Origin of the sequence: Bradyrhizobium sp. ISRA442, assembly GCF_038085055.1 — a bacterium.
GTDB lineage: Bacteria > Pseudomonadota > Alphaproteobacteria > Rhizobiales > Xanthobacteraceae > Bradyrhizobium.
The window spans coordinates 147,247-172,146 of record NZ_JALGCN010000015.1 but is presented as its reverse complement, the minus strand read 5'-3'; the positions used below and the strand labels follow the sequence as shown (position 1 = coordinate 172,146).

Annotated in this window: 20 protein-coding genes; 8 read left to right on the top strand and 12 right to left on the bottom strand. The window is 64.2% G+C overall.

Features of this window, described 5'->3' with window-relative positions:
- Positions 1-63: 63 nt before the first annotated feature.
- The 6 genes from MTR72_RS27635 to MTR72_RS27610 form a co-directional block, all read right to left on the bottom strand.
- On the bottom strand, positions 64-1,248 hold the full coding sequence (locus MTR72_RS27635) for a substrate-binding domain-containing protein (protein ID WP_280967268.1): 1,185 nt from the start codon (positions 1,246-1,248) through the stop codon (positions 64-66).
- Positions 1,249-1,356: 108 nt separating this feature from the next.
- Positions 1,357-3,399, bottom strand: coding sequence for an acyl CoA:acetate/3-ketoacid CoA transferase (locus tag MTR72_RS27630; RefSeq protein ID WP_280967267.1), 2,043 nt, complete (start codon positions 3,397-3,399; stop codon positions 1,357-1,359).
- Positions 3,400-3,522: 123 nt separating this feature from the next.
- Positions 3,523-4,833 (bottom strand): MFS transporter, encoded by a 1,311-nt coding sequence (locus MTR72_RS27625; protein ID WP_280967266.1) that lies wholly within the window; start codon positions 4,831-4,833, stop codon positions 3,523-3,525.
- Positions 4,834-5,033: 200 nt separating this feature from the next.
- Positions 5,034-6,473, bottom strand: coding sequence for a sigma-54 interaction domain-containing protein (locus MTR72_RS27620; RefSeq protein ID WP_280967265.1), 1,440 nt, complete (start codon positions 6,471-6,473; stop codon positions 5,034-5,036).
- A gap of 300 nt (positions 6,474-6,773) precedes the next feature.
- Positions 6,774-8,510, bottom strand: coding sequence for a putative bifunctional diguanylate cyclase/phosphodiesterase (locus tag MTR72_RS27615; protein ID WP_280967264.1), 1,737 nt, complete (start codon positions 8,508-8,510; stop codon positions 6,774-6,776).
- A gap of 221 nt (positions 8,511-8,731) precedes the next feature.
- On the bottom strand, positions 8,732-9,694 hold the full coding sequence (locus MTR72_RS27610) for a sensor histidine kinase (protein WP_280967263.1): 963 nt from the start codon (positions 9,692-9,694) through the stop codon (positions 8,732-8,734).
- Between the two features lie 179 nt (positions 9,695-9,873).
- On the opposite strand from MTR72_RS27610, the gene MTR72_RS27605 reads away from it, so the two are divergent.
- Positions 9,874-10,713 (top strand): SDR family NAD(P)-dependent oxidoreductase, encoded by an 840-nt coding sequence (locus MTR72_RS27605; RefSeq protein WP_280967262.1) that lies wholly within the window; start codon positions 9,874-9,876, stop codon positions 10,711-10,713.
- A gap of 160 nt (positions 10,714-10,873) precedes the next feature.
- Here the strand turns inward: MTR72_RS27605 and MTR72_RS27600 are convergent, their stop codons facing one another.
- Both MTR72_RS27600 and MTR72_RS27595 read right to left on the bottom strand, forming a co-directional pair.
- Positions 10,874-12,250 (bottom strand): cytochrome P450, encoded by a 1,377-nt coding sequence (locus MTR72_RS27600; protein ID WP_280967261.1) that lies wholly within the window; start codon positions 12,248-12,250, stop codon positions 10,874-10,876.
- A gap of 142 nt (positions 12,251-12,392) precedes the next feature.
- The gene (locus tag MTR72_RS27595; RefSeq protein ID WP_280967260.1) at positions 12,393-13,628 is read right to left on the bottom strand and encodes an LLM class flavin-dependent oxidoreductase; all 1,236 of its coding nucleotides are present in this window, start codon (positions 13,626-13,628) and stop codon (positions 12,393-12,395) included.
- A 253-nt stretch (positions 13,629-13,881) separates the two neighbouring features.
- On the opposite strand from MTR72_RS27595, the gene MTR72_RS27590 reads away from it, so the two are divergent.
- The gene (locus tag MTR72_RS27590; RefSeq protein WP_280967259.1) at positions 13,882-15,294 is read left to right on the top strand and encodes an MFS transporter; all 1,413 of its coding nucleotides are present in this window, start codon (positions 13,882-13,884) and stop codon (positions 15,292-15,294) included.
- Between the two features lie 141 nt (positions 15,295-15,435).
- On the top strand, positions 15,436-16,635 hold the full coding sequence (locus MTR72_RS27585) for an extracellular catalytic domain type 1 short-chain-length polyhydroxyalkanoate depolymerase (protein WP_280967258.1): 1,200 nt from the start codon (positions 15,436-15,438) through the stop codon (positions 16,633-16,635).
- A 100-nt stretch (positions 16,636-16,735) separates the two neighbouring features.
- Here the strand turns inward: MTR72_RS27585 and MTR72_RS27580 are convergent, their stop codons facing one another.
- A complete protein-coding gene (locus tag MTR72_RS27580; RefSeq protein WP_280967257.1) occupies positions 16,736-17,038 on the bottom strand; it encodes a hypothetical protein in 303 nt (100 codons plus the stop codon).
- A 141-nt stretch (positions 17,039-17,179) separates the two neighbouring features.
- On the opposite strand from MTR72_RS27580, the gene MTR72_RS27575 reads away from it, so the two are divergent.
- Positions 17,180-17,554: a winged helix-turn-helix transcriptional regulator gene (locus MTR72_RS27575; RefSeq protein ID WP_280967256.1), complete on the top strand. Its 375-nt coding sequence runs from the start codon at positions 17,180-17,182 to the stop codon at positions 17,552-17,554.
- Positions 17,555-17,740: 186 nt separating this feature from the next.
- Here the strand turns inward: MTR72_RS27575 and MTR72_RS27570 are convergent, their stop codons facing one another.
- The gene (locus MTR72_RS27570) at positions 17,741-18,409 is read right to left on the bottom strand and encodes an MBL fold metallo-hydrolase (protein WP_280967255.1); all 669 of its coding nucleotides are present in this window, start codon (positions 18,407-18,409) and stop codon (positions 17,741-17,743) included.
- Between the two features lie 167 nt (positions 18,410-18,576).
- On the opposite strand from MTR72_RS27570, the gene MTR72_RS27565 reads away from it, so the two are divergent.
- Positions 18,577-20,181, top strand: a complete 1,605-nt coding sequence (locus tag MTR72_RS27565) for an alpha-amylase family glycosyl hydrolase (RefSeq protein WP_280967254.1) — start codon at positions 18,577-18,579, stop codon at positions 20,179-20,181.
- Positions 20,182-20,379: 198 nt separating this feature from the next.
- Positions 20,380-20,871 carry an MmcB family DNA repair protein gene (locus tag MTR72_RS27560; protein ID WP_280967253.1) on the top strand — a complete coding sequence of 164 codons (492 nt, stop codon included), beginning with the start codon at positions 20,380-20,382 and terminating at the stop codon, positions 20,869-20,871.
- Positions 20,872-21,015: 144 nt separating this feature from the next.
- On the opposite strand, the gene MTR72_RS27555 is transcribed toward MTR72_RS27560, so the two are convergent.
- Together MTR72_RS27555 and MTR72_RS27550 are read right to left on the bottom strand one after the other, a co-directional pair.
- Positions 21,016-21,570, bottom strand: a complete 555-nt coding sequence (locus tag MTR72_RS27555; RefSeq protein ID WP_280967252.1) for an ActR/PrrA/RegA family redox response regulator transcription factor — start codon at positions 21,568-21,570, stop codon at positions 21,016-21,018.
- Positions 21,571-21,673: 103 nt separating this feature from the next.
- Positions 21,674-22,984: an ActS/PrrB/RegB family redox-sensitive histidine kinase gene (locus tag MTR72_RS27550; RefSeq protein ID WP_280967251.1), complete on the bottom strand. Its 1,311-nt coding sequence runs from the start codon at positions 22,982-22,984 to the stop codon at positions 21,674-21,676.
- A gap of 137 nt (positions 22,985-23,121) precedes the next feature.
- Between MTR72_RS27550 and MTR72_RS27545 the strand changes: the two genes are divergently transcribed.
- On the top strand, positions 23,122-23,928 hold the full coding sequence (locus MTR72_RS27545) for an ABC transporter ATP-binding protein (protein ID WP_280967250.1): 807 nt from the start codon (positions 23,122-23,124) through the stop codon (positions 23,926-23,928).
- A 136-nt stretch (positions 23,929-24,064) separates the two neighbouring features.
- A complete protein-coding gene (locus MTR72_RS27540) occupies positions 24,065-24,883 on the top strand; it encodes an ABC transporter permease (protein ID WP_280967249.1) in 819 nt (272 codons plus the stop codon).
- Positions 24,884-24,900 lie beyond the last annotated feature (17 nt).

Here is a 24,900-nt window from a genome sequence, read left to right as displayed (position 1 = left end):
GGGAAGCTCTTGGCATTCTCGAAGCCTCCTCTCCCCGCGCACGCGGGGAGAGGAGAGGGCATCTCACCGCTTGTTGCGGACGGGAACGTTCATGTCCTCGATCTTCAGCTCGCGCACCGGCTCGAGCACGGCCCAGGCGACGTTCGGATCGACCTTGACCTTGAAGTGATACATGCTCTGGAGTGCCTGATGGTCTTCTTTCCGGAACACCATCTTGCCCTTGGGCGTGTCGAACTCCAGGCCTTCCATCGCGGTGATCAGCTTCTCGGTGTCGGTCGACTTCGCCTTGGTGACGGCGGCGACGACGGACATCGCTGCCGCGAAGCCGCCCGCGGTGAAGAAGTCCGGCGGCGCGTTGAAGCGCTTCTGGTGCTCGGCGACCAGCCAGTCGTTCACCGGGTTCTTCGGGATGTCATAGTAGTAATAGGTCGCGCCTTCCATGCCGGGCAGGCCTTTGTAGGCCGCCAGCGCCGGCAGGATGTTGCCGCCGGTGGAGAGCTCGATGCCGTAGCGCTTCGGATCCATGTCCTGGAGCTTTGCCAGCGGATTGCCGGCGCCGGCCCAGATCACCCAGATCACCTTGCGGCCGGGCTTGTCCTTCAGCGCATCGAACAGGCGCTGGCCGACGGCGGTGAAGTCGGTGGTGTTGGTCGGCGCATATTCTTCCGCAGCGAGCGTTGCGCCGGTCTTGGCGAGCGCCTCCTTGAAGGCGGCGACGCCGTCGCGGCCGAAGGCGTAGTCCTGCGCCAGCGTCGCAACGGTGACGCCCTGCTTGCCGATCGCGACCGCGTTGGAGATCGCGTCCTGCGAGGAGTTACGCGCGGTGCGGAAGATGTAGCGATTCCACTTCTCGCCGGTAATCTGGTCCGCGACCGCCGGTTCGACGATCAAAATCTTCTTGTTCTCCTCGGCGACTGGGAGAATGGCGAGCGCCGCGGCCGACGAGGTCGTGCCGATCGCAATGTCGGCCTTGTCGTCCTGATAGGCCTCGGCGAGCGCCGCCTTCGAGAGGTCCGGCTTGCCCTGGTCGTCCTTGGTGATGATGACGATCTTGCGCCCGTCGAGCGTCATCGTGCCCCTGGTGGCGTATTCAAAGCCCATCTGCAGGCCGGTCTCGGTCTGCTTGGCATAGGCCTCGAGCGGACCGGTCTTGCCATAGATCAGCGCGACCTTGAGGTCGTCCGCGCGCGCGGACGTGGCCGCGGTAAGGCTGAGAATGGTTGTTGTTATGATAAATGACAAACGCAAGACGATCCCTCCTGATCAATTTTGTTGGGCAACAGCGATTTGCACAGCCTGACGAACATTGCAATTCAACCTTCCGGCCGAGGCCGTGCCTGCGAAGCGTGCATCATCTTAACCCTGCCGCACCGCGCGTTGCACGCTCCCATCGGATGCGGCTTCCTCGATCCGGCGCCGATCTGATTGCGCCTCTTCGGCGCTCTCGAAGATGTGCGGCGCGACGCCGCGCTTCTCCAGCGCTTCGCCGAGCTTGATCCGCAGGAAGCCGGAGGTGGTGTAGCGCGACACGCCCGAATAGAAGCGGTCGGTGAGGCTGCGCACCATGGCGGAATAATCGTCGAGCAGCTCGGGCAGGATCGAAAAGTTGTCATAGTTGACGATGGCGTAGACCCGGCGGCGGAGGGGGGCGAGCCTGGCCTCGACGATCGCCGCTATCGCGTCGATCTCGGCCTTGCTGCGCAGCGGAAAGCGCTCCAGGTTGACGAAGAACAGGTTCTGCTGCTCGTCCAGCGTGAAGCGCTGGTCGAGCGGGATGGTGAGCAGTCGCTCGCGCAGCTCCATGGGATCGTCACGGAAGATGCGTGCGTCCATCAGCACGGGATCGCGCGGAATCAGCGGCTTGAAGTCCATCAGGCGCAGAATGTCGCGCTCGATGTCGACGCCGGGCGCGACTTCCGTGAGCTCGAGCCCGTCTGGCCGGAGCAGGAAGACGCAGCGCTCGGTGACATAGAGGACCCGCTGCCCTCGCGCGGCGGCCACGGCGCCGCTGAAGGTGACGTGCTCGACCGCCTCGACGAATTTGCGTGACGCGGCCTCCTGGGTGATCGACAGCTTGCCGTCGTTGACCGCAACGCGCTGCCTGCCCGCACCGAAGGTGCCGACGAAGACGACCTCCTTGGCGTTCTGGCTGATGTTGACGAAGCCGCCGGCGCCGGCGAGCTTCGGCCCGAACTTGCTGACATTGAGATTGCCGGCGCGGTCGACCTGGGCGAGCCCGAGGAAGGCGGCATCCAGCCCGCCGCCGTCATAGAAGTCGAACTGGTAGGGCTGGTCGATCACGGCCTGCGTGTTGATCGCCGCGCCGAAATCGATGCCGCTTGCGGGAATGCCACCGATCACGCCGGGCTCGGCCGTCAGCGTGATCAGGTCGATGATCCGCTCTTCATTGGCAATCGAGGCGATCCCCTCGGGCATGCCGATGCCCAGATTGACCACGCTGTTGGCTTTCAGCTCGAAGGCAGCGCGGCGCGCGATGATCTTGCGTTCGCTCATCGGCATCACCGGCAGCGAAGCGGCGCGGACCCGGATCTCGCTGCTGAAGGCCGGATTGTATTGCGTGCCAAAGGTCTGCCAATGATGTTCCGGCTTGGCCACGACGACGCAGTCGACGAGGATGCCGGGGATCTTGACCTGGCGGGGATTGAGGCTGCCGCTCTCGGCGACCCGTTCGACCTGGGCGATGACGATGCCGCCGGAATTATGCGCCGCCATCGCGATGGCGAGCGCCTCGAGCGTCAGCGCTTCCTTTTCCATGGTGAGATTGCCGTCGGGATCGCCGGTGGTGGCGCGGATGATCCCGACATTGATCGGGAAGGTTTTGTAAAGCAGGCACTCTTCGCCGCGAAGCGTGATCAGCTCCACCATCTCCTCGGTCGTGCGCGCATTCAGCTTGCCGCCGCCGTGCCGGGGGTCGACGAACGTGCCCATGCCGACGCGGGTAATGTGTCCGGGGCGGTGCGCGGCGATGTCACGGAACAGGTGCGTGATCACGCCCTGCGGTAGGTTGTAGGCCTCGATCTGGTTGGCGATCGCGAGCTGCTGGAGTTTTGGTGCAAGACCCCAGTGCCCGCCGATCACGCGTCGAACCAGCCCTTCATGCGCAAAATGATTGAGGCCGCGATGCTTGCCGTCGCCTTGGCCTGCGGCATAGACCAGCGTCAAATTGCGCGGCTTGCCTTGCGTGTAGGGCGCGTCACCTTCGTTCGAGAGATACAGCTCCTCCAGCGCCAGCGCGATCTCCTCGGCAAAGCCGATGCCGACGAAGCCGCCGGTTGCAACCGTGTCACCGTCACGGATGAGCATCACGGCTTCCGCCGCGGTGACGACTTTGCCCTTCTCGGCGTTGCGCAAATAGGGCAAGGCAGGATGCTGGCTCACGGCATTCCCTCCCATGTCTGTTGCGGACCGCATGCCCGTTCTTCTGGCTTTGCTTTGATGGTAGCGCGTGGAGCGGCTGGCGACCAGCCGCTCGCGGCGTCGCAGGTGCCGCGCTCAGCCCGTTCAGGGCTGAGCGATCTTGCGCGTTTCGGTGGCGAAATACACCGAGACGACGGTGATGATGGCCAGCGCGATCATGTAGAGCGAGATCGGCCAGGTCGCCGGGGCGTAAGCCGTCATCAGGCCGGTGGCGATCAGCGGCGACAGCGCGCCGGCAAAGATCGAGGCGAGGTTGTAGCCGAGCGAGACACCGCTATAGCGCACCTTAGTGCCGAACAGCTCGGACAGGAAGCTCGCCTGCGGCCCGTACATCGCGGCGTGACCGACGGCGAGGCCCAGCACGATCGCGATCCAGGCAAGTTGCGGGTTCTTGGTCGACAGCAGCATGAACAGCGGGAACGACATCAACGCCGAGAACACCGCGCCGAAGATGTAGATCGGCCGCCGTCCGACCCGGTCCGACAGAGCGCCGAAAGCCGGAATGGTGAAGGTTTCGATCGCTGCTGCGATCAGGACGCCGTTCAGCATGTCCTGCTTGTTCATGCCGAGCGATTGCGTCGCATAAGCGAGCACGAAGGTCGCGTAGATGTAGAAGAAGCCGTTCTCGGCAAAGCGCGCGCCCATCGCCAGCACGATGTTCTTCGGATACATCCGGATCGCGTCCACGATCGGCATCTTCACTTCCTGCTTGGTGTCCTTGACCTTCTGGAACTCCGGCGATTCAGCGATGGTGAAGCGGATCCAGAGCCCGACCAGCACCAGCGCGATCGAGAACAGGAACGGGATGCGCCAGCCCCAGGCGTAGAGCTGGGCGTCGGTCAGCATCGAGGATACCACCGAGAACACCAGCGTGCCGAGCACGAGGCCGAGCGGCGCGCCGAGCTGCGGCCAGCTTCCATAAAAGCCCTTCTTGTCCTCGGGCGCGTGCTCGACCGCCATCAGCACCGCGCCGCCCCATTCGCCGCCGAGGCCGAAGCCCTGGACCAGCCGGCAGGTGACGAGCAGGACCGCGGCCCAGATGCCGGCGGTCTCATAGGTCGGAAGGAAGCCGATCGCTGCGGTCGCGGCGCCCATGATCAGGAGGGTCAGATAGAGCATGGTCTTGCGGCCGATTTTGTCGCCGTAGTGGCCGAACACCACGCCGCCGAGCGGGCGCGCGACGAAGCCGAGCGCGTAGGTCGCAAACGCCAGCAGCGTGCCGACCATCGCATCGAAGGTTGGAAAGAACAGCTTGTTGAAGATCAGCGCTGCGGCGGTGCCGTAGAGGAAGAAATCGTACCATTCGATCGCCGTGCCGATCAGGCTCGCGGTGGCGACCGTGACGTGCGAAGGATGTCGTGCCTGAAGCTGGTTGACTGTGATCGCTCCACTCATCTTGGGTGCTCCCTGATTTTTGCCAAGCGCGCACTTGCAGCATGCGTCTTTGTGCAGAGCGAAAAGCAAGCTCCGCGCCAGATGCGATGGAGATGAGAAAAGTGGCTGAAAACCCGGCAATTCGCGCGTCGCGCACCGGGAAAGACACGCGGCGCGGCGTGTCCGGAGTCTGAGACTCCTGACAATCTTAGTCTCGAAACTCAGACGGAGGAGGGTCCCGAGGCCAGACCGAACTTGGCGAGCTTCTTGTAGAAGGTCGCGCGCGAGATGCGCAGCATCTTGGCGGCTTCCGAGATCTGGCCGTTCGAGGCAGCGAGCGCCTGTTCGAGCGTGTGCTTCTCGAACTCGGCCTCGGCCTCGGCATAGGGCACCACGATGCCGGCCGGCCGCGCCGGCGCGGCGAGCCTGGTCTCCATGCCGACGGGAAGGATGCGGACGAAATCGTCACCGGTCAGCCGGGCGGAATCGCTGAGGATCAGCGCGCGCTCCAGGATGTTGCGGAGTTCGCGGACGTTGCCCGGCCAATCGTAGTGGGCAAGCGCGGCGAGCGCGCTCGGCGTGATCTTGGCGTTGACGTAATCGCCGGACGCGCTGATGTCCTCGAGCAGCCGCGCGCAAATCTCGGGCAGATCATCGAGGCAGTCGCGTAAGGGCGGCAGGTCGATCGAGAGCACGTTCAGGCGGTAGTAGAGGTCGGCCCGGAACGCGCCTTCGCTGACGCGCTTGTGCAGATCGACATTGGTGGCGGCAACCACGCGGACGTCGACCCTCGATACCTTGTCCGAGCCGAGCGGCTCGATTTCGCGCTCCTGCAACACGCGCAAGAGCTTGGCCTGCAATTGCAGCGGCATCTCGCCGATCTCGTCGAGGAACAGCGTGCCGCCGTCGGCGATGCGGAATTTCCCCTCGCGGCCCTTGCGGTCGGCACCGGTATAAGCACCGGGCGCGGTGCCGAAGAATTCCGATTCGATCAGCGTGTCCGGGATCGCGGCGACGTTGACGCTGACGAACGGCTTCTCGGCGCGGGACGAGGCGTTGTGAATCGCCTGCGCCAGCATCTCCTTGCCCGTTCCCGTTTCGCCGGTGAGAAGCACCGTGACGCTCTGCCGCGCGGCGCGGCCCGCGAGCTCCTTCGCCCGCGTGATCGCGGTTGTCTTGCCGACGAAGTCGGCGAAGGTGAAGCGCGCCGCGCGCGCGTTCGACAATTGCCGGCGCGCCAGCCGCAGGTCGCTCTCGAGCTGGGCGACGCGGGCGAGCAGGGGCTTGAGGCTGTCGAGCTGGTCATACAGCACGAAGCCGATCGCGCCGATCACCGTCCCCCTCTCGTCCTCGATCGGCATGCGCGTGACCACGAGCTGCTCGCCGCCGAGCTCCATGATGTCGAGCAGGATCGGCTCGCCGGTCTCGGCCACCTTGCGCATCAGGCTGTTCGGGATGATCTCCTCGATCGGCCTGCCGATCGCCTCGCTGGTGCGCTTGAGGCCGAGCGCAGCGAGGTATTTCTCGTTGACGTAGACGACCCGCCCGGTGCGATCGATCGCAATCGCGCCCTCGCAGAGCTTTTCCAGCCGCTCGAACAGCGTCTCCATCGCGCGCGCACGGAGATAGGCGGGATCGCTGACGGAAGAGGGGGCAGGCATGGCGTACCTCGGACGAAGTCCACCTGCTTATTACCAAAAGGCGAGTAATTTCAAAGGGTGAAAACGAAGGGAAACGGAGCTGGCCCGCTCAGCTCGTCGTCCTGGACAAGCGAACGAAGTGAGTGCTGATCCAGGACCCCCTCGCGAGCGCTTTGCGCGCGTCGCGATTACCACAGGGAGGAGTTTGGCGAAGACTCGCGGTTCCCAGCTTGCGCCACAACTGCTCCCTGGGGGTATGGGTCCCGGGCTCGCGCTTCGCGCGCCCCGGGACGACATCGAGGTTGTTGCGCCAGTTCGCTCCTACCGCCGGTACCCGCTCGCCCGTGAATAGCCTTGCCGGTTTTGCTGCATCGGGCGGCTTGCCACGTTCACCCGTGCCTCGCTCGAGACGGGCGTTGCCAGCTTCAGCTCCTCCAGGAAGATCGGACGGGCGAAATAGTAGCCCTGTGCGTAGCGGATCTTGGTCGCGGCCTGGAGGTAGGCCAGCTCCTCGTAGGATTCGAGACCCTCGGCGATGACGGTCATGCCGAGCGCCTCGCTCAGGGATTCGATGGCGCGCAGGATGCCCTGGCTGCGCGGACGCTTATGGATGTCGGTGATGAAGGAGCGGTCGATCTTGATCTCATCGGCGGTGATGTCGGCGAGCGCCGAGAGCGAGGAATAGCCGGTGCCGAAATCGTCGATCGAGATGCCGACGCCGAGCTTGCGGAACATCGGCAGGATCTCGGCCTGAAAATGATTCTTGGCGACGAAGGCGTCTTCCGTCACCTCGATCATGAAGCGTTTGGGGAAGCCGGTCTCCTCCAGCGCCTGCGCGAAGGTGCGCATGAATTCGGGATTGCCGGCCTGCTTGGCAGCGACGTTGATGCTGATGGTGGCTTCAGCGCCGAACGTGTCGTTAATCAGGTCGATCGATTTCACGATCTCGGCGAGCACGAGATGCGTCAGCTCGTCGATCAGTCCCAGCTCGCCGGCGAGGTTGATGAAGGAGCCGGGCGCCTGGATCACGCCTTCGTCGTCGCGCAGGCGCACCAGCGCCTCGATGCCCTTCACCGCCTGCGTCCTGATGTCGACCTTGGACTGGAAGGCGCAGCAGAATCGCTTCTCCAGGATCGCGAGCCGCAGCGACTGCTCGATCTTCATGCGCGCGAGCGCCTCGCGCTCCATGCCGGAATCGAAGAAGGCCGCCGTACCTTTGCCGCTGTTCTTGATGCGGTACATCGCGATGTCGGCATTCTGTCGCAGCATCTCGAAGCTGCGGCCGTGATCCGGGTACAGGCTGACGCCGACGGACGTGGAGGCGAAGATCTCGGAGTTGTCGATGAAGAAAGGCGCGGTCAGCCGCTTCAGCGTCGACTGCATGAAGTCGGCGACCTCCTGCTCGCTTTCGACCGGCGAGAGCAGGAGCAGGAATTCGTCGCCGGATATGCGCGACAGCATGTCGGATTCACGCAAGTCCCGGCCGAGCCGCTTGGACAGCTCGACCAGCAGCGCATCGCCGACAGCGTGGCCGTAATAGTCGTTGATGTGCTTGAAATTGTCGACATCGAGGAAGGCAAGCGCGAAGCGTTCGCCGATCTTCTCGCGCGCAAGGATGCCGTTGGCGCGATGCTCGATCACGCGCCGCGAGGGCAGTCCGGTCAGCTCGTCGAAATAGGCGGAGCGGAAAAGCTGGTCCTCGAAGTTCTTCTGCTCGGTGATGTCGGCGGAGGCCGAGATCAGGAGGTCGCGGCCGGCGAGGCGAACCGGCCGGTGGGTGGTGAGCAGCACCTGGCGCGCGGCGCCTTCGTGCAGCGATTCCTCGATGACGATGGCCTGGCCGGCTCTCAACGCCCGCTGGCAGGTATCCCGGCGTTGGGCGAGATGGTGCGCGGGGTGGCTGCCGTCCATGCCGAGTTGGGCGGCTGCGGCATCGTTAACCAGGAGAAGGTCGCCGCGCTCGTCCTGCACGGTCACGCCGGCCGGCAGCATTCTAATGATTTCCTTGAGAAATCCGAGTTCGGCTTCAGTCGCGCCGGTGTATTTGCTGTCGTTCATAGAACTGATGAATCTTCTTGTTCAGGCGCGTCTTTGCAATGCGCGAGATCATGCGCAGGTCCCTCTTAGGTTTGGTTAAGGGGTCCGCAGAAATACGAGTGTGTTTTGGGGGAAACTTGCGGCGTTGCGACGCGCCCTGCCGATCGTCATTAACAGAGCGTCAACAGCGCTTTTCGAAACTGCAGGCGAACCGCGTGGTCTGCCTTCGCTTAAAGCCGGAGCTAGCCCTTGTGGGGGATGCGACACTGCATGATGCAATGCAGCCCAGTCTTCAGATAAGAGATCTCGCTCTTGCCATCGAACGCGGACAGCGCCGATTTCAGCAATTTGGTGCCGAAGCCGGGCGCGGACACATTGTCGACCGGCGGGCCCTCGGTTTCGTCCCAGGTGATGGTCAGGCGATCGTCGTCGACGGTCCACGACACCTGCAGCAGCCCGCGCGGCGAGGAGAAGGCGCCGTACTTGCCCGCATTGGTGGCGAGCTCGTGAAACATCAGTGACAGCGTGACCGCGAGCTTCGCCGGCAGGAACAGTCGCTCGCCGTTGAGGGTGAAGCGGACATGACCGTAGGGACCGAGTTCCGAGATCAGGAGGTCGCGGATGTCGCAGCCGGTATTGTCGATCCGCGAGATCAGGTCGTCTGTCGCGGCCAGCGACCGCAACCGCGGATCGATCCTGGACCAGACCTGCGGGTGGTCGTGCAGCACTTGGTGCAGCACTGCATGCACCGTCGAGAGCTTGTTCTTCAGCCGGTGCTGCAGCTCGTCGACCAAAAGCTTGCGATAGTCTTCCTCCTCGATCAGGCGTTTGGCGATACGCCGCTGCTCCACCAGCATCGAGCGATAGTGCTCGACGCCCCAGATGGTGAGCGCGCAGACGGCCCAATACATCGCCAGCAGCGCAAATCGCGCGCGATCGGCAAAAGCGTCGCCGAAGTTCAGGACGACGCCGAGCACGCCGCCGACGAGCGCCGTCAAAATGCCGATCCGAAAGCCCCCGAACGCGGTGGCAAAGAACACGGCCGGGAAATACGGCGTGAAGTAAATGTCAGGGCGCACCTGGGCGAGGCCCCAGCGTGCCAGCGTTGCCAGCAGCAGGCAGGTTGCCGCGAAGACGAGGCTCAAGCCGAGTGACGGCGGCGCCACGCCCTGCCAGCCTTTCCGGAATTCGTCGACGAGCTTCATGCGCTGCCCAATCGCGCCGGGGTTTCGAAATTCGAGCGGCAGGCGAGAATGTTACGCATGCCGCGCGCGCAAGCATAGCTTGCCTTGCCGGGAGTGGGCAGGAATAGTGGCCATCGCGGCCCCGGCATCGACCGGTGTCCGCCAATTGGCATCAAATCGTTCGAGAACGGGAACATTCAATGGGCAGGCTGGACGGCAAGATTGCGGTGATTACCGGTGCGACGAGCGGAATTGGACTGCGTACGGCGGAAGTCTTCGTTGCCGAAGGTGCCAAAATTGTGATCGCAGGGCGCCGCGTGCCGGAGGGCGAGGCCCTGGCGAAACAGCTCGGCGCGGCCTGCATCTTCCGCCAGACGGATGTGACGGTCGAAGAGCAGATGCGCGCGCTGATCGCGCTCGCGGTGGAGAAATTCGGCCGGATCGATTGCCTCTTCAACAACGCCGGCGGCCCGGCGCAGACCGGCGGCATCGAGGGCCTCGAGGTCGAGCGCTTCGATGCGGCGATGGCGACGCTGGTGCGCAGCGTCATGCTCGGCATGAAGCATGCCGCACCCTACATGAAGAGGCAGGGTTCTGGCAGCATCATCAACAACGGCAGCATCGCCGGCCGCCTCGCCGGCTTCTCCTCCTCGATGGTCTATGGTGCGGCCAAGGCCGCAGTGATCCATCTCACCAAATGCACGGCGATGGAACTCGGCGAGTCCAACGTCCGCGTCAACTCGATCTCGCCCGGGGCGATCGCGACCGGCATCTTCGGCAAGGCGCTGGGCCTGTCGACCGAAGCCGCCGAGAAGACGCCCGCGGTGATGCGCGAGGTCTACAAGAGCGCGCAGCCGATTCCGCGCGCGGGTCTTCCCGACGACATTGCGCACGCCGCGGTGTTCCTCGCGAGCGACGAATCGAGCTTCATCAACGGCCACGACCTCGTCGTCGACGGTGCCATCACCGGCGGCCGCAACTGGACCCAGCAGCAGCATGGCTATGTCGCGCTGCGCAAGGCGTTCGATCAGGGGGCGTAGCTGCCACGGCGACGAAACCGTAGGGTGGGTTAGCCGACTGCTTGCTCGGTGGGTTCAACGTGCGACGACGGCAGGCGTAACCCACCGCGCCACGGGCGAGGGAAGAGGTGGGTTACGCCGAGCGGCCCGCGCTTCGCGCAGCCACCCTACGATCTGAGCGCTATACCGCCTTCATCACCACCCGCAACCCGTCCCTCGGCTTCGGGATCGGCCACATCTGCCAGTTCGGCTTGTAGCCGGGCTGCAGCGACACCTCGATGTTCTGCAGGAAATGCCGCGCGAAGCATTTCGCCTGCATGTAGGCGAAGTGCAGGCCGAGGCACATATGCGCGCCGCCGCCGAACGGTACCCAGGCGAAGCGGTGGCGGTTGCGCTGCGCCTCGTCGGTGAAGCGCAGGGGATCGAAGCGCTCCGGCTCCGGCCAGATGTCCTTCATGTGGTGCGTAAAGAGCGGATTGACGCCGATCGCCGTGCCGGCGGGGATCTTGTACCCCCTGAAGGTGAAATCGCGCATGGCGCGGCGCGGCATCGAGGGCACCGGCGGCTTGATCCGCAGTGCTTCCTTGAAGGCCATCTCCGACAGCGGCATTTTCTCGAGATCATCGAAGCTGGTCGGCGCGTCCGCAGGCAAGCCGAGCGCCAAGACCTCGGCGCGCAACCTGCTCTGCCAATCCGGATGCGCGGCGAGCTCGCCGATGAAGGATGTGAGCGATGACGTCAGCGTGTCGTGCGCGGCCATCATCAGGAAGCTCATGTGGTCGATGATGTCCTGCTCGGACAAGAGCGCGCCGTCCTCATGGGTGGCGTGGCAGAGCTGGGTGAACAAGTCCTCGCCGCCTCGTCCGGCGCGGCGAAGCGGGATCTGCTCGCGGAAATAGGCGACGATGCGCTTGCGTCCCTTCACGCCGCGCGCCATCTGCGTGCCCGGCAGCGGCCGGCGGATTGGCGCGACGGCCGCGGCCACCATGTCGACGAAGGCACGGTTGATCTCGTCGACCTCCGGCCCGATATCGGCGCCGAGGAAGGATGTCGCGGCGAGATCGAGCGTGAGCTGCTTCATCGCCGGATAGAGCTGCATCACGCCCGGCTTCGCCTTCCATTGCGCCACGCGCGCAGCGATGCCCCTGTCGAGATCGGCGAGATAGGACTTCATCGGCCCGGATTTGAAGGCGACCGAGAGCGTCTTGCGGTGCAGGCGGTGCTCGTCGAAATCGAGCAGCATCAGCCCGCGTGGAAACAACAGGCCGAGCACCTTGTTCCAGCCATGGGTCGAGGAGAACAGCTTTTGCTGGTCGAACAGCACGAGCTCGTTAGCCTCGGGCCCGAGCAGCACGATATTGGTCTCGCCGAAGATATGGGTGCGGTAGACCAGGCCGTATTTGGCGCCGTTCCGTTCGATATGGCCCTTGGGATCGGCCAGCACCTGGAAGGTCTTGCCGATGACCGGCCAGCCCTCATCGCCGGGGATATGCGTCAGCTCGTTGCGCTTGGGCGCGGTGTAGCCGAGCGCAGGCGAGGCGACATTCTGCATCGACATGACGAGTGCTCCGGTTGGCCGGCTGGGCGGAACAGCGCGGCCGCGGCGTTGCTGCGTCCGCGCCGCGCCGATGGGAGCAGCATAGCACAAGCCGAGGCATGTCATGTGTGATAGCGGCCACGCACGTGGCCGCGGATCGGCCCTACCGCTTCGCCGCTTCCTTCTGCAAATCCGGTGCGTTCACGGCCGGAATTGCGACGCGGCCCGGCCCGGTCACCTTCAGCGCCTCGGCGGCCTTCTCGTTTTCCAGGATCTTGGCCATCACGGCCTGGCCGGCGCGCTCGAAGATCGCGCGGTTCTCGATCACGAATTTTTGCGACTTGCGCAGGCCGTCGATATAGCCGTTGATCTCCGGCACCACGTAGCGCGCGACCATGTCCCAGCTCCGGCGCGTGGCTTCCGGATTGGCCCAATCGTGCACGAAGCCGATGATGGCGCCGACGCCGCCGGACACCTGCATCACGTTCTTGATGGTTTTGACGAGATCGTCGGGCGTGCCAATGGTGGAGGCGGCGCCCTCGACGAAGGCGGTCTTGTCCACGGCTTCGTCGGGAGAGGAGAACGCGGTCAGTCCCGGTCGTTGCAGAGTGCCGACATTATACTCGTTGTGCCAGCGCATCAGGCCCGCGCCGGCCTCGCGGCGCGCCTGCTCGCGGGTCTCGGCGATGTGCCAGGTCAGGAGCACGCGCCAGTCGGCGCGGCTGACCGTGGTGCCGTGCTTCTTCGCCGCGTCCTCGGCAAACTGCCATTGTTGCTGCAGCGACATCAGGCCCTGCGTCGTCATCGAGCCCAGCGAGATGATGCCGATGCCGTATTTGCCGGCGAGCGTCATGCCCGAGGGCGAGATCTGCGAGGCCACGACGAACGGCATCTCCTCCTGCAGCGGCAGGATCTGGAGCGCGGCGTCGTTCATGATGAACCAGTCGCTCCTGGCGGTGACGCGCTCGCCGTTGAAGAGGCGGCGGATCACGGCGATCGCCTCGTCCTGGCGGTCGCGCTGAGTCATCGGGTCGATGCCGAGCGTGTGGGCGTCCGAGGCAAGCGCGCCGGGGCCGGAGCCGAAAATGGCGCGGCCGCCGGTCATGTGGTCGAGCTGGACCATGCGCTGGGCGACGTTGAAGGGATGATGATAGGGCAGCGACACCACGCCGGTGCCGAGCCTGATGCGCTTGGTGCGCTCGCCGGCCGCGGCCAGGAACATCTCGGGCGATGCGATCATCTCCCAACCGGAGGAATGATGCTCGCCGCACCAGAACTCGTCATAGCCGAGGCTATCCAACTGCTCGACCAGGTCGAGATCGCGCCGGAACTGAAGCATCGGATGCTCCCCGATCGGGTGATGCGGGGCAAGAAAGGCTCCGAATTTCAGGCGTGCCATGGCGTTCTCTCCGGTTTGATTTTCTGTTTGTTGGCCCGCGCGAGGCTACGTGCTGGCGGATGCGAAGGCAATCGCGGCATCTCCCGCGCAGCGGAATGCGGGCATGCGCAATTTCTTCTCCCTCTCCCCGCGCGCGGGGAGAGGGAAGAGCATGCCTCGATGGCGAATCGCCGAAATCCTACCTCTGAGGTAATCGCGGCACTGCATGCGATCTGAAATCATCAGGCAACCAAATTCTGGGGGCCCTGCGCCGATGCATCAGATCGTCACACAACACGTCGATTCGTCCCGCCGCTGGTGGGTGCTGGCGATCGTCGTGGCGGCGCAGTTCATGTTCGGTGTCGATGCCTTCGTGGTCAACGTCGCCATCCCGACCATCGCGGTCGATCTGCATGCCACGCCCGCGCAGATCGAATCCGTGATCGCGATCTATCTGATTGCCTATGCGATCCTGGTCGTCACCGGCGGCCGGCTCGGCGACATCCACGGCACCAAAAACGTGTTTCTGACCGGCGTGCTCGGCTTCACCGCGACGTCGCTGTGGTGCGGCCTCGCGCAATCCGGCACGGAGCTGATCATCGCGCGGCTGGCGCAGGGCGCCACCGCGGCGCTGATGGTGCCGCAAGTGCTGGCGACGCTGCACCTCTTGTTCACGGATGAATCGCGCAGCCGCGCCTTCGGCATCTATGGCATCGTGCTCGGGCTCGCCGGCGCCGCGGGCTTCCTGCTCGGCGGGCTTCTGGTCACGCTCGATCTTGCGGGCACCGGCTGGCGCTCGGTGTTCTTCGTCAACGTGCCGTGCGGCCTCGTTATCGCCGGCGCCGCATGGCGCATCATGCCCTCGGTGCCGCGCCGGGCCGCAACCCGGCTCGACGTCAAGGGCAGCATAGTCCTGTTCGTTGGCCTCTTGTGCCTGATCGGGCCGTTATTGTTCGGCCATGATGTCGGCTGGGCACCGTGGCTGTGGGCGGTGATGGCAATTGGCGGTGTGATTCTCATGGCGTTCCTGAAGCTCGAACATGCGGTTGCGCGGACCGGCGGCATGCCACTGATTGATCTCACGCTGCTGTCGGATGCGGGCTTCCTGCGTGGCCTTGGCGCAGCCTTCTTCTTCTTCGTCGCCAATCTCTCCTTCTATCTGGTCATGACGCTGTTCATGCAGAGGGGATTGAAGATCCCGCCGTTGTGGGCCGGCATGGCCTTCATTCCGCTTGCGCTCGCGTTCGTGGTGGCGTCGCGCCACAGCGGCGCGCGGTCGCGGCATCGCGGCACCAAGGTATTGATCGAGGGTTGCGCACTTCAGATTGCGGGCCTTGCCGCGCTTGCGCTCGTGACATGCTATGTCGATGCGCCGTCGCCGGTCTGGCTCGCGCTCGCCATGATCATCTTCGGCTATGGCCAGGGGCTGGTGATGGCGCCGCTCTCCGGCGCGGTGCTTTCAACGGTGAAGCCCACTGCCGCAGGCTCTGCTTCGGGCATGTACGGCACGACAGCGCAGATCGGAAATGCGGCCGGTGTGGCCGCAATCGGCGCAGTCTTCTTCGCCGTTGAAGCGCTGCAATCAGCGCGCGCAGGATTCGTCGTCTCGCTCGCCTTGTTCGTGACGTTAATAATGATCTGCGCCGCATTTCTGGCGTGGATGCGCCGCGCATCTGCACGAAGTTGAGGCAGTGCCGTTAATACTTGCGGATTCTTGCGGGTTTTCCGGTGATTTCGTGCGTATCGACAGCACACGGTCTTTTTATTTTGCGCTGCAGCAACTATTTGGTTTGGGTGAACGTTGAAAGTCGCCCACCAGGAAGTTGCCGTGTCGTTAGCCAGAAATGTTGATCTGTTAAGACGTCTGCCAAAGCTGGACGGTTTGCGCCTCGCCGAGTTCGGCAACAGCGCTGATTCATCCAGCCCGCTGCAGGAAGTCACGGACTTCGGCGCCAATCCCGGCAATTTGCGCATGTTTGCGTTCGTGCCGGCGCAGTTGCAGCAGCCGCACGCGCTCGTCGTCGTGCTGCATGGCTGCGGCCAGACTGCTGCGTCCTACGATCTCGGCGCTGGATGGTCGACGCTCGCAAGTCACTACGGCTTTGCGCTTCTGATGCCCGAGCAGCAGCGCGTCAACAACGGCAACACCTGCTTCAACTGGTTCAATCCGGAAGACACCGCGCGCGACAGCGGCGAGGCGCGTTCGATCCGCGAGATGATCGCGCACATGGTCGAGGCGCATGACATCGACCTGCGGCGCGTCTTCATCACCGGCCTGTCCGCCGGCGGCGGCATGACGTCGGTGATGCTGGCGACCTACCCCGAAATCTTCGCGGCCGGCGCCGTGATCGCCGGACTTCCCTACGGTATCGCTTCCAACCTGCGCGAAGCACTGGACGGCATGTTCCATTCACCGGAGCGCTCTGCCAGCGCGCTCGGCGATCTCGTGCGTGACGCTTCGGACCATCGCGGACCCTGGCCGAAAATCTCGGTGTGGCACGGCAGCGCCGACCGCACCGTCAATCCCGGCAATGCCAATGAGATCGTCAAGCAGTGGCTCGACCTGCATGATCTGCCGGCGGAGCCGATGGCGGAGACCGATGTCGACGGCTATCCGCGCCAGGCCTGGTGGAACAGGAACGGCGAGACCCTCGTCGAGTCCTACACCATCACCGACATGGCGCATGGCACCCCGCTCGGTATCGCCGACAACGATCATCGTTATGGCATGGAAGGCGCGTTCCTGATCGAGGCCGGCATCTCCTCGTCCTATCACATCGCGAAATTCTTCGGCCTGACCGACTGGATCCGCAGCACCGGGACGGCGAAGCCGACGGCAAAGCCGGCCGTCGCCGCCAAGCCGCCGGCGGCCTTGTCGCCCGCGCCCCACCTCGCGCGATCGATCCGCTCGGCGATGGCCGAACAGCCGGCCGAGCCGAAGCGCAAGCCGAAACGCAAGCAAAGCCGCGGCTTCGATCTCGGCGCCTTCATCACGCGGGCGCTGACCGCCGCGGGATTGATGAAGTAGTTGGTTGCTCCGTAAGCGACCCACACTCCGCCGTCGTCCCGGCCTTCGCCGGGACGACAGTTGAGCCTGCGGCGGCGCCGTCGCATCAAGTCCGCCGAAGCTACGCCGTCGCGTCGATCACATCGATCGGCGTGACCGTCACTTCGCCGCCGGCAACCTTCCGCGTCATCTCCGTGTAGTGCTTGAAGAAGTCGCGCGATTGCAGCGTCTTCTGGGCGGCGTCGTCGGTGACGCTGGCGAGATGGAAGTAGTTGCCGTCGTCGCGGTTCTTCATGCAGCGATAGCCGATCCGCCCTTTCAGCTCCGGATCGTCGTTGATCGCCTTAATGAAGCGGGCGATCTCCTGGTGCCAGGCCTCGGTCGTGCCGTTCTTGAACTGGTATTTGATCATGAAGTGCTTCATGTGACGCTCCCTGTTCGTCTGTGCGCCATCATCTGCGCCTTGCGCGCGGTCCTGCAAGTATGGACAAAATTGATAGTATGGACTTTTTCGACGTCGCTCCTATCCTCGTGCAAGGCCTGGCTGGCGCATGGAGGAGACGACATGGCAAAGGCAAAGGGGGTTTCGGCGCGCACCTGTCCGGTCGCGGCGTTTCAGAAGATGATCAGCGGCAAATACAAGCTCCGCATCGTCTGGGATCTTAAGGATGGCCCGCGCCGTTATGGCGAGATCCGAAGCGGCCTCTTGCGTGGTGCTGCCGGTAGCGCAGAGATCACGCCGCGCGTGCTCAGCCGCGAACTGAAGGCGCTGACGGAGAGCGGTCTGATCGACCGCAAGGATTTCGGCGAGGTGCCGCCCAAGGTCGAATATCGCCTGACCCGCAAAGGCAGGAGCTTCGTGCCGGTCGTCGCCGCGATCCGCGAGTGGGGCGAGCGTCACCTCGGCGAGCCGGCGGCGCTCGCGGACGCCGCCGAGTAGCGCGGCCTGAACTTACTGTGTCACAAGACCCTCATGGTGAGGAGCGCGGAACGCGCATCTCCGGACGATGCTTTGCATCGCCGGACGAACCATGAAGACCCAGCTCTCACCCGCGGCCATCCTTCGAGACGCCCGCTCGTCGCGGGCTCCTCAGGATGAGGGGCGTGTGCTTGTGACGCAGTAAGGCTACATTTCGCCAGTGATGAACGGGTTGGTGATCCGCTCCTGGCCGATGCTCGAGCCCGCGCCGTGGCCGCAGATGAAGCCGACGTCATCGCCGAGCGGCAGCAGCTTGGTCTTGATCGAGTTGATCAGCGTCGCATGATTGCCGCCGGGCAGGTCGGTGCGCCCGACTGAACCTGCGAACAGCACGTCGCCGACATGGGCGAATCGCAGATCCTTGTTGAAGAACACCACGCTGCCGGGTGAGTGGCCGGGGCAGTGCAGGATGTCGAACTGCAAGCCGCCGATCGACACGGTATCGCCTTCGTCGAGCCAGCGGTCGGGAGTGAAATTGCGCCCGCCGGTCATGCCGAAGCGCGCGCCGCTTTCCACCACATTGTCGAGCAGGAACTTGTCCGCGACATGCGGGCCCTCGATCGGCACCTTCAGCGCATCGCGCAATTCGGCCGCACCGCCGACATGGTCGATATGGCCGTGCGTCAGCCAGATCTTCTCGACCGTAACGCCGGTCTGCTTGATCGCTTCGAGGATCTTGGGCACGTCGCCGCCGGGATCGATCACCACGGCCTTCTTGCCGGGTTCGTCCCAGATGATGGTGCAGTTCTGCTCGAACAGCGTTACGGGAACGATGATCGCGCCCGCCTTGGTTTTGGTGTCATTTTGCTCGGTCATGGCCGCACAATGCCGATTTTTGCCGAGCCGCCAAGCAAAAGATTCGCCTCGGCGCGGGAACAGCCGCACCCGCCGTCACACGGCCGTCCCAAAGGCCTGCTGGTCTGAGCCTGGGCATTGCTTCCGCGTTCTCCGGCGCAGGACGGATTTCAGGGGGTGTTTCCGGCATGGCTCAAAGCGGCGAGAATTGGTGGCGCGAGGGCATCTTCTATCAGATCTACCCGCGCTCGTTTCAGGACAGTGATGGCGACGGCGTCGGCGATCTCGCCGGCATCTTCCAGCGGCTATCTTATGTGAAATCGCTCGGGGTCGACGCGATCTGGCTGTCGCCGATCTTTCCGTCGCCGATGGCGGATTTCGGCTACGACATCTCCGATTACACCGGCATCGCGCCGCTGTTCGGCGCGATGGCGGATTTCGAAGCGCTGCTCGCTGCCGCGCACGACAACGGCCTGAAGCTGATCCTCGATCTCGTGCCCAATCACACGTCCGACCAGCATCCCTGGTTCGTGGAGAGCCGCTCATCGCGCGACAACCCCAAGCGCGACTGGTACATCTGGCGCGACCCGAAGGCTGATGGCAGCGCACCGAACAACTGGCTGTCCGAGTTCGGCGGCAGCGCGTGGCAATATGACGAGACGACAGGTCAATATTACTACCACGCCTTCCTGGCCCAGCAGCCGGACCTTAACTGGCGCAATCCGCAAGTTCGCGCCGCGATCTACGACGTGATGCGGTTCTGGCTGGAGAAGGGCGTCGACGGATTTCGCGTCGACGTGATCTGGCACCTGATCAAGGACGCCGAATTCCGCGACAACCCGCCGAACCCGCATTTTGTCGAGGGCCGGCCGCCCAATGAAAAGGTCCTCACGCAATATTCGACCGACCAGCCCGAGGTGCATGACGTCATCGCCGAGATGCGGCGCGTCACCGACGCCTATGATTCGCGCGTGCTGATCGGCGAAATCTATCTGCCGCTGCACCGGCTCATGGCCTATTACGGCAACGACCTCACCGGCGCGCAGATGCCGTTCAACTTCGCGCTGCTCTCGACCTTCTGGAGCGCGCGCTCGATCGAGAACATCATCGAGGATTACGAGAACGCGCTACCGAAAGGCGCCTGGCCGAACTGGGTGCTCGGCAATCACGATCGTCCGCGGGTCGCAAGCCGTGTCGGTCCGGAGCAAGCCCGTGTCGCCGCCATGCTGCTGCTGACCCTGCGCGGCACGCCGACGCTCTATTATGGCGACGAGATCGGCATGCACCAGATGGCGATTGCGCCCGAAGACGTGCGCGACCCCTTCGAGAAGAACGTGCCCGGCATCGGCGTCGGCCGCGACGGCTGCCGCACGCCGATGCAATGGGATTCCTCGCCGGCCGGCGGCTTCTCCGGCACGCGGCCGTGGCTGCCGCTGCCGGAGGACCATATCCATGAGAACGTCGCCAATCTCGAGGCCGATGCGCGCTCGATCCTCAACCTGTACAAGCGCCTGATCGCGTTGCGCAAGGCCTGTTCGCCGCTGGTGTCGGGTGACTACGTTCCGCTCGCGGCGCAAGGCGACCTGTTGCTCTATCGCCGCGAGACCGAGGGCAGGGCGGTGATTGTCGCGCTCAATCTCGGTCCCGACCCGATCGCCGTCACCACCAGCGCCATTCGCTTCGGCAGCGAAATCCTGCTCTCGACGTTCCTCGACCGCGACCGTGAAAGGCTGGAGGGCGTGCTCGACCTGCGCGGCAATGAGGGGGTAATCGTTGCGCCGCCACGCGCCTAGCTGTCGTCCCGGGGCGCGACGAAGTCGCGAGCCCGGGACCCATAACCGCAGGATCAGGTTTGGCGGAGACTCTTGATTACCAGTCGCGCGCCACAACGACACCCCGTGGTTATGGATTCCGGGCTCGCGCTGTGCGCGCCCCGGAATGACGGGTGACTTAAGGTGTGCGCACGCATCGGAATCGGATAAGCTCATCTCATGGACAACACCGCCCGCAACATCGCCCTCGTGCCGCCGCTGGATCGCCGCCAGTCGGAGACGGCGCTGGCGGTCGCGCGCGGCACGGCGCGGCTGTTGCGCTCGCTCGGCTTTTCCTGCATCAGCGAATTGCCGCTGCCGTCAGGCCGGCGCGCCGACCTGGTCGCCTTGAACGAGCGCGGCGAGATCTGGATCGTCGAGATCAAGTCGTCGGTCGAGGATTTGCGTGCCGACCAGAAATGGCAAGAATACCGCGCCCATTGCGACCGGCTGTTCTTTGCCTTCACGCAGGATCTTCCCTGCGAGATCTTTCCGGAAGGTACCGGCCTGATCATCGCGGATGCCTATGGCGCGCATCTGCATTGCGAGGCGCCTGAGCACAAGCTGCCCGCGCCTACGCGTAAGCAGATGACGGTGCGCTTTGCCATGGCGGCGGCGCTCCGGATCAACCGGCTGGTCGATCCGCAGGGTCACGCGGATTTTTGGGAGTAGCTGCGATCGGGATTTCGTAGCCCGGATGGAGCTAAGCCGTAGGGTGGGCAAAGCGAAGCGTGCCCACCATTCAAGCCGATCATGAGCGTAGAGAGCTGGTGGGCACGGCGCTGTGCGCCTTTGCCCACCCTACAAGATCATAGTTTACCTTGGCGCGCGCTTCGCCAGGATTCGCTGCAGCGTGCGGCGGTGCATGTTGAGGCGGCGCGCAGTTTCCGAGACGTTGCGGTTGCACATCTCGTAGATGCGCTGGATGTGCTCCCAGCGCACGCGGTCGGCCGACATCGGGTTCGCCGGCAGTTCGGACTTTTCCGTGCCGGTCGAGAGCAGCGCTGCGACGACGTCGTCGGCATCGGCGGGCTTGGAGAGGTAATCGATCGCGCCCATCTTCACCGCGGTGACGGCGGTGGCGATGTTGCCATAGCCGGTCAGCACGATTGCGCGTGCTTCGGGTCGCTTCTTCTTCAAGGCGGAGACCACGTCGAGGCCATTGCCGTCGCCGAGCCTGAGGTCCACCACCGCAAAAGCCGGCGCGGCTTTGCCGATCTGCGCCAATCCGTCGGACACCGTGTCACACGACGTCACCGTGAATCCGCGCGTCTCCATCGCGCGCGACAGCCGCTCCAGAAACGGCTTGTCGTCCTCCACGATGAGCAGCGAGCGGTCGGTCTGTTCGTTCAATTCGGCGATGGCGTTCAAGGTTTTGTCCTCTCTCCAGCGCATCTACATATGGCGTCGCAATCGGGCGGTGCCAAGGCCGTCAATGGTCGATCGGCCCTTCTGTGCGACGCAAGGTCGCGGTCTATCCTATTGTTTCTTCAAGCGTCTCGGTAGCCTCAAAACGTTGTCTGGGCCACGCGATCTGGACCACCGCGCCGTGCTCCGGAAAGGTCCGGTTGGTAAACGAGACCTTGGCGCCGGTGCGCTCGAGCAGCGTGCGCGCGATGAACACGCCCAGCCCCAGACCGCCGCCCTCGTCCTGGCTGCGACGCCGCGACAGATAAGGCTCGCCGATCCGGTTGAGGAGGTCGGGCGGAATCCCGGGACCATCGTCGGAGATCACAAGCTCGATAGTGTCGTTGTTCCACCAGGCATTCACCTCGACCGTCGTGTGGGCGAAATCGACGGCGTTCTCGACGATATTGCCGACGCCGTAGAGGATCGCCGGGTTGCGCGAGCCGACCGGTTCCGTTGCGGCGGCCACCGCGATCCGTACCTTGATCGCGACACCGAAATCGCGGTGCGGCGCCACCACCTCCTCGATCAGCTCCGACAATTTCATGCGGTCGAATGGTGCGCCGGTGGAAGAGAGCTGGGTGATCTTGCTCAAGATGTCGCGGCAGCGTTGCGTCTGCTCGCGCAAGGTCTTGAGATCGGCGGCAAAGCTCGGGTCTTTCACCGTCTTCTCGAGCTCGCGCGAGATCAGGAAGATCGTTGCGAGCGGCGTGCCGAGCTCATGCGCGGCGGCCGCGGCCAGCCCGTCGAGCTGGGTCAGATGCTGCTCGCGCGTCAGCACCAGTTCGGTCGCGGCCAGCGCGTCCGCAAGCTTCCGCGCCTCCTCGGTGACCTGGAAGGAGTAGAGGCTGGTGACGCCGATCGCGAGCACGATCGAGAGCCAGACACCGACGAGGTAGATCGGCGGCAGCACCAGGGGATCGTCGGAGTCCCAGGGCAGCGGCAGATGGAAGAAGAACAGGATGGAGGCGCAGGCGACGGCCAAAAGACCGAGACCGAAGGTGAGGCGCGCCGGCAGCGCCGTCGCGGAGATCAGCACGGGGGCGAGGAACAGGAACGAGAACGGGTTCTGCAATCCGCCGGTGAAGAAGAGCAGGCCGGCCAGTTCCACGATGTTCAGCGCGAGCAGTCCGGCGGCGTGGACCGGCTCAAGCCGCTGCATCGGATTGACCGCCATCTGCAGCGCCAGATTGAGCGTCGCCGACAAGGCGATGATGCTGACGCAAGGGACGATCTCGACGTTGAACTCGAGCCCCTGTGCCACGATGAAGATCGCGGCGAGCTGACCGAGCACCGCGAGCCAGCGCAGCCGCAGGATCGTATCCAGGCGGATATGCCGCTGCGGGTGGCGAAAGTCGGAGGCGGCGGTGTCGGTCATCTCAGCCAATCTAGCGGTGCGCAGGTCCGATCACAAACATGGAGGCCCGCGCATTCCATCTGGTTACAACCCTCTTACATCAAGCATTTACATCAAGCCTTGCACTCGACCGCGCAATAGCCGAAGAACGGCCCAGCATGACCGGGAATGACAATGCTTCAAGTCGGCCGACTGTCGCGGATGGCGCACTGTCCCCGGCGATTGCGGTCGACCGCCTCGTCAAGGTCTACAAGCAGACCCGCGCCGTCGATGGCATCTCTTTTTCGCTTCCGCGCGGCAGCATCACGGGGCTTCTGGGCGGCAACGGTGCCGGCAAGACCACCACCATCGCCATGATCATGGGCCTGGTGCTGCCGACGTCGGGGCGCGTGCGCGTGCTCGGCCATGCCATGCCCGAGCAGAGCGCCGAAGTCCTGGGGCGGATGAATTTCGAGAGCCCCTATGTCGACATGCCGATGCGGCTCACCGTGCGGCAGAACCTCACCATCTTCGGCAAGCTCTATGCGGTGAAGAACCTGTCCGACCGCATCGCGGAGCTGGCCGACGATCTCGATCTCACCGATTTCATCGACCGCGCCAACGGCAAGCTCTCCGCCGGGCAGAAGACCCGCGTTGCGCTCGCCAAAGCACTGATCAACCAGCCCGAGCTGCTCTTGCTGGACGAGCCGACCGCCTCGCTCGACCCTGATACCGCCGACTGGGTGCGGGCGCATCTGGAGCGCTACCGCAAGGACAACAGCGCCACCATCCTGCTCGCCTCGCACAACATGCTCGAGGTCGAGCGGCTCTGCGACCGCGTCATCATCATGAAGCGCGGCCGCATCGAGGACGACGATACGCCCGAGGCGATCATGGCCCGCTACAACCGCTCCACGCTGGAGGATGTGTTCCTGGATGTCGCGCGCGGCCGCGTGAATGGCCTGCGCGAGGAGGCGGCGCGATGAGCAAGCCTCTATGTTTCGGCCGTAGCCCGGATGAAGCGCAGCGAAATCCGGGACCAAACCATCCGTATGCAGCGGCCCCGGATTTCGCTTCGCGGCATCCGGGCTCCTGGTTACGGACGGGCTGCTCGGTGCAGCGATGAGCGAGATCTTCCTCCATCACGGCCTGTCCATGCAGCGCATCGGCGCGATGATCCTGCGGTACTGGTACCTGCTGCTGTCGTCCTGGCCGCGGCTGTTGGAGCTCCTGTACTGGCCGGCGCTCCAGGTCCTCACCTGGGGCTTTCTCCAGCTTTACATCGCGCAGAACGCCAACTTCTTTGCGCGCGCCGGCGGCACGCTGATCGGCGCCGTCATCCTCTGGGACATCCTGTTCCGTGGGCAGCTCGGCTTCTCCATCTCCTTCCTGGAGGAGATGTGGGCGCGCAACATCGGCAACCTCATGATGAGTCCCTTGAGGCCGATCGAGTTTCTGCTCGCGCTCATGACCATGAGTCTGATCCGGCTTGCGATCGGCATCATCCCGATGACGCTTCTCGCGCTGTTCCTGTTTCACTTCAATGTCTACAGTCTCGGCCTGCCGCTGATCGCCTTCTTCTGCAATCTGATCTTCACGAGCTGGGCGGTCGGGATTTTCGTCTCCGGCCTGGTCCTGCGGAATGGACTCGGGGCCGAGAGCATCGTCTGGACGCTGATGTTCGCGATCATGCCGCTCGCCTGCATCTATTATCCCGTCAGCGTGCTGCCGGTCTGGCTGCAATACGTCGCCTGGTCGCTGCCGCCGACCTATGTGTTCGAAGGGATGCGGGCGTTGCTGATCGAGCACACCTTCCGGACCGACCTGATGCTGGATGCCCTGGCGATCAATGTCTGCCTTCTCATTGCATCCTTCGGGGCATTCCTTGCCCTTTTGCGCAGCGCCAAGAAGCACGGGTCGCTGCTCTCGAGCGGCGAATAGCGTCACTTTCCCGTGGA

Excerpts from the sequence above, each read along its gene's own strand:
- MTR72_RS27600 (WP_280967261.1), bottom strand. The coding sequence starts at position 12,250 with ATGTCGATGCAGAATGTCGCCTCGCCTGCGCTCGGCTACACCGCGCCC.
- MTR72_RS27570 (WP_280967255.1), bottom strand. The coding sequence starts at position 18,409 with ATGACCGAGCAAAATGACACCAAAACCAAGGCGGGCGCGATCATCGTT.
- MTR72_RS27605 (WP_280967262.1), top strand. The coding sequence starts at position 9,874 with ATGGGCAGGCTGGACGGCAAGATTGCGGTGATTACCGGTGCGACGAGC.
- MTR72_RS27545 (WP_280967250.1), top strand. The coding sequence starts at position 23,122 with ATGACCGGGAATGACAATGCTTCAAGTCGGCCGACTGTCGCGGATGGC.
- MTR72_RS27595 (WP_280967260.1), bottom strand. The coding sequence starts at position 13,628 with ATGGCACGCCTGAAATTCGGAGCCTTTCTTGCCCCGCATCACCCGATC.
- MTR72_RS27620 (WP_280967265.1), bottom strand. The coding sequence starts at position 6,473 with ATGCCTGCCCCCTCTTCCGTCAGCGATCCCGCCTATCTCCGTGCGCGC.
- MTR72_RS27550 (WP_280967251.1), bottom strand. The coding sequence starts at position 22,984 with ATGACCGACACCGCCGCCTCCGACTTTCGCCACCCGCAGCGGCATATC.
- MTR72_RS27565 (WP_280967254.1), top strand. The coding sequence starts at position 18,577 with ATGGCTCAAAGCGGCGAGAATTGGTGGCGCGAGGGCATCTTCTATCAG.
- MTR72_RS27560 (WP_280967253.1), top strand. The coding sequence starts at position 20,380 with ATGGACAACACCGCCCGCAACATCGCCCTCGTGCCGCCGCTGGATCGC.
- MTR72_RS27625 (WP_280967266.1), bottom strand. The coding sequence starts at position 4,833 with ATGAGTGGAGCGATCACAGTCAACCAGCTTCAGGCACGACATCCTTCG.
- MTR72_RS27540 (WP_280967249.1), top strand. The coding sequence starts at position 24,065 with ATGAGCGAGATCTTCCTCCATCACGGCCTGTCCATGCAGCGCATCGGC.
- MTR72_RS27615 (WP_280967264.1), bottom strand. The coding sequence starts at position 8,510 with ATGAACGACAGCAAATACACCGGCGCGACTGAAGCCGAACTCGGATTT.
- MTR72_RS27590 (WP_280967259.1), top strand. The coding sequence starts at position 13,882 with ATGCATCAGATCGTCACACAACACGTCGATTCGTCCCGCCGCTGGTGG.
- MTR72_RS27610 (WP_280967263.1), bottom strand. The coding sequence starts at position 9,694 with ATGAAGCTCGTCGACGAATTCCGGAAAGGCTGGCAGGGCGTGGCGCCG.
- MTR72_RS27575 (WP_280967256.1), top strand. The coding sequence starts at position 17,180 with ATGGCAAAGGCAAAGGGGGTTTCGGCGCGCACCTGTCCGGTCGCGGCG.
- MTR72_RS27580 (WP_280967257.1), bottom strand. The coding sequence starts at position 17,038 with ATGAAGCACTTCATGATCAAATACCAGTTCAAGAACGGCACGACCGAG.